The sequence below is a fragment of the Streptomyces sp. KL109B genome (assembly GCF_030766935.1).
In the GTDB taxonomy this organism is placed as follows: domain Bacteria; phylum Actinomycetota; class Actinomycetes; order Streptomycetales; family Streptomycetaceae; genus Streptomyces.
Genome location: NZ_JASERL010000018.1, coordinates 239,478 through 246,066, shown reverse-complemented (window position 1 = coordinate 246,066; position 6,589 = coordinate 239,478). Strand labels below are relative to the sequence as shown.

The window sequence follows — 6,589 nt, the reverse complement described above, 5'->3', positions numbered from 1 at the left end:
AACCGACCTTGCCCACCACGCCCGACTCCGCGCCACCCGCCAAAGCCGCGGTGAACTCCTGAGCCTCGCCACCCACCACACGCCGCGACCCGGCCACCTCATCCAGACGGAACTGGGCCTTGCCGGCGAAGGCGCCGCGGACCAGCCAGTCGCCGATGTTGTCGGTGCGCGCGGCGGACCCGCTGGTGCCGGTGCCCGTCTGGCCCAGGCATCCGGAGTGGTCCGATGCGCTCTGCACGGCGACGATGCGCCCGCTGCCGTCGAGCACGGGGCCGCCCGCGTCGCCCTTGCACATCCGGCCGCCCGTCAGCGCGAGGGACGAGTCGGTGGTGCTGCTCTGCGTCACGCTCTCGGCGTGCGGCGCGTCGGGCACCCACCGGGTGCCGGTACGGCCGTAGCCGGCAGCGGTCAGTGCCGCTCCCTGCGCGGCCGCCTTTCCGCCGAAGACGGCGGGGGTGATGTCCGTGAGAGGAGCCACCAGACGGGCCAGCACGACGTCCCGGTCGTCGCGCGGTACCAGGTAGTTGATCCGCACCGGCGCCTTGCCGGCGAAGAGGACGGTCGCCTCACGCGTCGGCGTGCCGGTCGGCACGGGAGTGCCGGGGGATTCGGAGAAGCAGTTGGCCGCGGTGACGATCCAGGAGCGGTCGACCAGAGAGGCCGTACAGCCTCTGCTGTCCGGCTGCCCCGGGCTGCCGACGAGCACGCGTCCCAGCCAGGGGCGGGCGGTGTCGCCCGTCAAGGTCGGCGGCTTGCCCTCGCCCACACTGAGTTCGAGCACCGTGGCGGTGAGTTCGGGGTCGACGCCCTCTCCGACCGGCTCCCAGATCCCGGGCTCCAGGCCGATCTCCTCGACCTTGCTCTCGTTGGTCCGGGGGTCCTCGGTCCGTACCGTCGCCATGACGTCGTCACGTGTGTCGGATTTCGCCAGGAAGGCCTTCTCGACTTCCAGCGCCAGATACCCGGTGGGCCCGGTGACCGTGAAACACACGTTTCCGTCGGCTCGACTGTTCAGGCGGAGCAGCTCGCTGCCGCCGGTGGCGCAGTCGGTCAAAGTGATGTGCCCGTCGCCCGAGACGAGCTTCAGGCCTTTCTCCGCCAGCAGTTTGTCCCTGTCGGGATAAGCGAAATCCTCGACGAGGGATTCCTGCCCGGCGGGGATGGTGGCTGCCTGCGAAACGCTTACCAGCACGCTGGAATTCAGTGCTACCGCTGCGGCCAACACGACGAATGTTGACGCTAAGGGGCGCCCGCTTTTGCCGCACTGCCTCATGAATGTACCCCCCACGATGCGTGCCAATTGGGAAAGAAAAGACGAAAAGAAGGCTTGACGCACCGTCAAGTGGACGCCAAGCCTTCGCAAAGTAATGGCATGGGGGCTCGCTCGGCAAGCGTTTTCATGGGTCATGAAATGGTTGTGCCCCTTTGGGTCACAAGCCGGTAAATTCTTTGGGCGGTGCGCGGACGAGCGGTTCAGGCGCGCGTGCGGTTAGGATCTCGCAGCTCTACTGCACACAACCTCCGTTCACTTGGTCGCGAAGAGGGACAGTGAAGAGACTCATAGGTGCCCTGAGGCGGGCGGCGACCGGGAGTCGGATCTGGAATCCCGGTGCCGGGGTGAGGAGCTCGGGGGCGACCTGGGCGTGCTGATCGCGGTGAAGGGGGCCCTCGATGGGGCGCCCGAGCGGATCGAGGCGATGCCCGCGTCACAGGCGCCTCGGAAGCTTCCCCTGCTGTGTGTCCGTGTCGCCGGGTGGCAGGACAAGGTGTGCACCACTCACCTCGTCGCGGGAAACGACGACGTCGCGCTGCGGCAGGCGCAGTTCATACGGGAGGAGCTCGCGGACGAGATCTCCTCCGGGCTCGTCCTGGCCGGCGACTTCAACCGCAGCCAGAAAGCGGCCGCGTTGGCGCCGATCGCCGACGGCCTGGGCCGGTGCGACAACGGTGATCACACCTACCAGTACTGGGGCGGCGACTCGGCCACCGCGAGTCGGCACCGGCTGGATCACGTCTTCACCACGCGGCGCGCCCGGGGCCCCCGCTTCGTCAACTGCGTCGTGGACCAGTCGCGCATGGACACCACGCAGAACACCGGCACGGACGAGACCAGTCCGCCCAACGGGTACTCCGACCACGCCCCGGTAATCGCCTATCTCCGCGACGCCCCGGTGCCCGGTGACATGACGGGTGACGGGGGCGTGCCCGGCGTGCACGACGGCATCGGGCTGCGTGGCTGGACCGGGGCATCCGTGGCCGCACGCTCTACGGACACGGCTACGACGTCACCAGCCGCCCCCTGCCGGCCGGAGCCGCGGATGCCGATCGCAATGGCGTCGCGGACATGTGGACCACTTCCGGCGACGGCACCGGGACCCTGTTGTTCTACGCGGGTGAGGTCGACAGCGCGGGGGGCCTGGCGGACGGCGACCGCACCACTGCCGGCTACGGCGGTTGGTCCGGTATCGCGTCCGTCAGTTGAGTTCCGGCGTCGGTCGCCGTCCCAGGTCAGTCGGCCAGCGGATTCAGGGCCAAGGGCTGGATCCTGCCCTCCAGCATTTCGCCGAGGCCCTGGACCGCGCAGACGTCGGGGCGCTCCGCGATGTGCACCGGGACGCCCGTCGCGTCGCGCAGCATCTGGTCGAGGCCGGGGAGCAGGGCGGAGCCGCCGACCATCATGATGCCGCGCTCGGCGAGGTCGGCGACCAGGTCGGGCGGGCAGTCGCGGAGCACCCGGCCGATGCCGTCGAGGACGGCCGTCAGCGGGGTGTGGATGGCGCTGCGCACGGCCGCCGTGTCGACGTGCACCGAGCGGGCCAGGCCCGTCGCCACGTCCCGGCCGTGGATCTCGGTGTGCTCCGGGCCCTGCGGGGTGAGGCCGTTGCCGCTCAGGGCGAGCTGCAAGGGGCGTACCGACTGGGAGGGGAGCATCAGCGCGTGGTGCTGGCGCAGGTGCTGTACGACGGCGTGGTCGATGGCGTCGCCGCCGACCGGGACGCGGGCCGCCGTCACGATGGAGCCGAGGGAGAGGACCGCGATCTGGGTGGTGGCCGCGCCGCAGACGATGATCATCGTGGCCTCGGGCTGTTCCACCGGGAGGCCGCAGCCGACGGCCGCCGCGATGAGCGTGTCGACGAGTTCCACGCGGCGGGCGCCGAGGCCGATGAGGGTTTCGACGGCGGCGCGCTGGGCCAGCGGGTCCGCGTCGTGCGGGATGGCGGCGGCCGCGCGGAGCCGGGGCTTGCGGCGCAGGGTGCGGCGGAGCTTGTCGCCGAGCAGGTGGCGCAGCATCCGCTGGGCCATCTCGATGTCGACGACCGTGCCGCCGGAGACGGGGCGGACGACGCGGATGTAGCCGGGGGTGCGGCCCGTCATCTTCTCGGCGAAGTCGCCGACCGCGATGAGCGCGCCGGTACGGGTGTTGACCGCCGCCGCGCTCGGCTCGTCGACGACGAGACCCGCCCCCTTCACGTACACGCGGGTGCGCGCGGCACCCAGGTCGACGGCGAAGTGGCAGCGGCGCAACTGCTCCAGACTGGCGGTCATGGCAGATCCTCCCGAGAGCGCGGACCGTGGTGGGGGCGCCGGGCGGCGACCCTTTTGGCATCCTGCGGTCGCGCGCGGAGGTGCGCTCGTTGGAGTAGGCCGGGCGGGTTCATCCGACATGCGAAGGCGCCGCCTCCCGTGGGACGGGGGAGGCGGCGCCGCGTCGGATTCCGACGGTGTTACACCAGCCAGCCGACGAGGTTGGCGAGGCCGGCGAGGATGTCGGTGATGACGTTCATGTGTCGCGTTCTCCTAGCGATGACGCACGGTGCTTGGTCGTGCAACGTGCGTGTGGGACTTGGGACTTGGGACTTTCGTCCCGGTGGTGCATCGCGATGCGTTCGCTACGGTCTGCAGCCCGTCGCTTGCGCACCGTAAGCATCGTTGGTCGCGGGCGCCCCACGCAAACTCTGCGGCTACGACCACCTGTTCAAGGGAACAACTGCGCCCCTGTTCGTTTTCGGTGTTCGGGATTCGACGACGGTGGCTACGCCTCGTACCAGCGTTGGAGCAGGCCCCAGGTGAATTCCGCTCGTACGTCCCGTGGGGTCCCCGACTCGTCCGGGGCGCGGAAGGCCAGGCCCCAGCGGGTGGGGGCCGAGCCTTCGAGGGGGCGGGCCGGGGCGAAGGCGCGGGCGGCCTCGTCGACCGTGCAGGACCAGGGGGTGAGGTCGGCGACCGTGCGGAGGGTGGGGCCCGGGGTGCCGGGGGTGCGGATCAGCCACTCGTTCCAGACGCCGCCCGTCGGGGCGAGCAGCACCTCGAAGCGCAGGTCGGGCCAGAGCGGCAGCGGCCACAGCAGCGCCTCGCACTCCAGGTCGCCCACCTTGCGGGTGAGGGTCTGTTCCGGGGTGCCGAGGACCGAGCGGTAGCGGGAGGCCGCGGCCCGCGGGTGGCGGGAGTGGAGTTTCGCCTGCCAGCGGCGGTTGGCCTCGCGCATCTCGGCGATGGAGACGCCGAGGTCGGCGCGGGCGGTCTCCACCAACTCCGGGTTGTGGTCGGCCATCCGGCGCAGCAGCACCAGCTGGAAGTCGAGCGGGGTGAAGGGGCGGTCAGCGGGGCGTGCGGGCATGCGCTCCATGGTGGCGTACGTCGCCGGGGGCGCGCCCGTCCGGCAGGAACAGCACCGAGTTCACATAGCGCGGGCGGCGTCCGGCCGGGGTGAGGGCGCGGCGGAGCAGGCCCTGGGAGGCGAGGTGGGAGGTGGTGTGCTGATGGGCCGCCAGGTCGTAGGCGGGCAGCGGCAGCCAGGCGGTGTCGGTGTCCGGGAGGACCCAGCCCTCGTAGCCCCGGGAGCGGAGGTGGGCGACGACCGGGGGGATCGGCTGGATGCGGGTTTCCAGTTCGATGAAGAGGGCGGGGCGGTCGCGGGTGAGGAGGGTGCGGGCGCCGCGCAGTACGTGGAGTTCGGCGCCGTCTACGTCGATTTTGATGAAGTCGACGTCGTGGAGGGCGAGTTCGTCGAGTGTGACGCAGGGGACCGTGCGGCCGGTGGTGGCGTGCAGGCCGTCGCGGCGGACGAGGGAGGACACACCGCGCTCGCCGCGCTCGTCGTGCGGGGGCTGCCACAGGGGCGCCGTGCCGGGGCGGTCGCTGGCCGCCGCCCGGACGACCTCGACGTTCGCGGGGGCGGACGCGGCGAGGACGCGGGCCAGGTGCGGCACCGGTTCGAGGGTGATGACACGGTGGGCGCGGGCCGCGAGGCGGTGGGTCCACGGGCCGTACCAGCCGCCGACGTCCACGGCCGTGCCGCAGGCGCCGGCCGCCGGGAGCATGTCGGCGAGGCGGGTCAGCTCGGGCTCGAAGCGCGGGTAGAGGGCGCGGGCCGTCGCGGCGGTCAGCCGGGCGGGCAGGCAGGGGGCGAGGCGGGCGGCGAGGGTCGTCATGGCAGCGCCCGTTTCGCCCGCTCGGCGCGTTGCAGGAGCTGTTCGTGCTCGGCGTCCGGGACCTGTTCACCGGAGGCGGGCAGGAGCTGCGGGATGCCGTCGACGATCGGGTAGCGGCGGTGCAGGCGCGGGTTGTAGAGGCAGCCGCCCACGCCGCCGTCGCCCTCCGGGGCCGGGAGGTGCAGCAGGGGGCCCTTGTCCAGGGGGCAGGCGAGGATCTCCAGGAGCGGGTCGTCAGGGTTCATGGGGGAGTAACTCCCTTGGTTCTTGGGCTGGTTGTGGGGGTGGTGGAGTGTCGTGCTTCGGCATCAGGAGCAGGACCGCGACCGCGAGGGCCGTGCCCGCGACGCGCAGCGCCAGGCGCAGTGGCTCGTGGGGGAGCGACTCGCCGAACGCGAGCGTGCCGAGGACCGCCGTGAACAGGCAGGTCACCGTCGTGCACACCGGCACGATCAGGGAGGCGCGGCAGCGTTGCAGGGCCGCCTGCGACATGACGAGACCGAAGGCGCCCGTGCACAGCAGCAGATACGGGTACGGGGACCTGAACAGGGCCGGGATGTCCGGGAGTACGCCCGAAACGCCCTTGATGGCGAGCGAGCTGACCCCGTAGAGCAGGCCCACCGCGACCCCGTACTCGACGCCCGTGGTCGGCTGCCGGTGGCGGTGCCGGGCGCGGCGTTCCGCGGCCGCGTACAGGTACAGGCCCGCGAGCAGCGACGGTACGCACACCGTGAGGATGAGGGCCGCGGGGGAGTCGCGCCCCACCGAGTCCGCATCCTCACGGAGTGACAGCACCACCATCAGGAGCGCCGCCAGGATCGCGGCGATGGCGTACCGCTCGCGGCTGGAAGTGCGTTCGCCGAGGAGGCGGGCCGACAGGAGCAGCAGGAGAACGAGTCCGGAGACGAAGATGCCCTGGGCGGCGGCGATGGGAAGCGTTCGGTAGACGGCGAGTTGGGCACCGAAGCCGGAGGCGAGGGCGATGGATCCGGCGAGCCACAGGGGGCTCGTCACGACCTGGCGCAGCAGGTGGGCGGGGCGGCGCACGCTCACCTCGGGCAGCCGGGTCAGGGCCCGCTTCTCCAGGACGAAGCCGACGCTGTACAGCGTGTTGGCGAGCAGTGCCGCGCCGACTCCCCACACCACGGCGGGCATCG

At 71.6% G+C, this 6,589-nt stretch carries 7 protein-coding genes and 1 pseudogene; 2 read left to right on the top strand and 6 right to left on the bottom strand.

Annotation, left to right across the window (positions count from 1 at the left end; translation table 11 throughout):
* Positions 1–1,192 (bottom strand): S1 family peptidase (locus RBJ65_RS40835; protein ID WP_306332206.1); only part of this gene is annotated, 1,192 nt, incomplete at its 3' end.
* A gap of 505 nt (positions 1,193–1,697) precedes the next feature.
* Between RBJ65_RS40835 and RBJ65_RS42225 the strand changes: the two are divergent.
* Together RBJ65_RS42225 and RBJ65_RS40825 are read left to right on the top strand one after the other, a co-directional pair.
* Positions 1,698–2,078 (top strand): annotated as a pseudogene (locus RBJ65_RS42225) (endonuclease/exonuclease/phosphatase family protein); the annotation flags it as partial.
* Positions 2,079–2,344: 266 nt separating this feature from the next.
* Positions 2,345–2,482: a hypothetical protein gene (locus RBJ65_RS40825; protein ID WP_306320741.1), complete on the top strand. Its 138-nt coding sequence runs from the start codon at positions 2,345–2,347 to the stop codon at positions 2,480–2,482.
* A gap of 26 nt (positions 2,483–2,508) precedes the next feature.
* On the opposite strand, the gene RBJ65_RS40820 is transcribed toward RBJ65_RS40825, so the two are convergent.
* The 5 genes from RBJ65_RS40820 to RBJ65_RS40800 form a co-directional block, all read right to left on the bottom strand.
* Positions 2,509–3,546: a rod shape-determining protein gene (locus tag RBJ65_RS40820; protein ID WP_306320742.1), complete on the bottom strand. Its 1,038-nt coding sequence runs from the start codon at positions 3,544–3,546 to the stop codon at positions 2,509–2,511.
* Positions 3,547–4,033: 487 nt separating this feature from the next.
* Positions 4,034–4,627: a hypothetical protein gene (locus RBJ65_RS40815; protein WP_306320743.1), complete on the bottom strand. Its 594-nt coding sequence runs from the start codon at positions 4,625–4,627 to the stop codon at positions 4,034–4,036.
* A complete protein-coding gene (locus RBJ65_RS40810; RefSeq protein WP_306320744.1) occupies positions 4,599–5,432 on the bottom strand; it encodes an FkbM family methyltransferase in 834 nt (277 codons plus the stop codon). The genes RBJ65_RS40815 and RBJ65_RS40810 overlap by 29 nt, the downstream gene beginning before the upstream one ends.
* Complete coding sequence (locus RBJ65_RS40805) at positions 5,429–5,677, bottom strand: Trm112 family protein (protein WP_306320745.1); 249 nt, start codon at positions 5,675–5,677, stop codon at positions 5,429–5,431. Before RBJ65_RS40805 ends, RBJ65_RS40810 begins: the two co-directional genes overlap by 4 nt.
* On the bottom strand, positions 5,667–6,587 hold the full coding sequence (locus RBJ65_RS40800; RefSeq protein ID WP_306320746.1) for a hypothetical protein: 921 nt from the start codon (positions 6,585–6,587) through the stop codon (positions 5,667–5,669). The genes RBJ65_RS40805 and RBJ65_RS40800 overlap by 11 nt, the downstream gene beginning before the upstream one ends.
* Positions 6,588–6,589 lie beyond the last annotated feature (2 nt).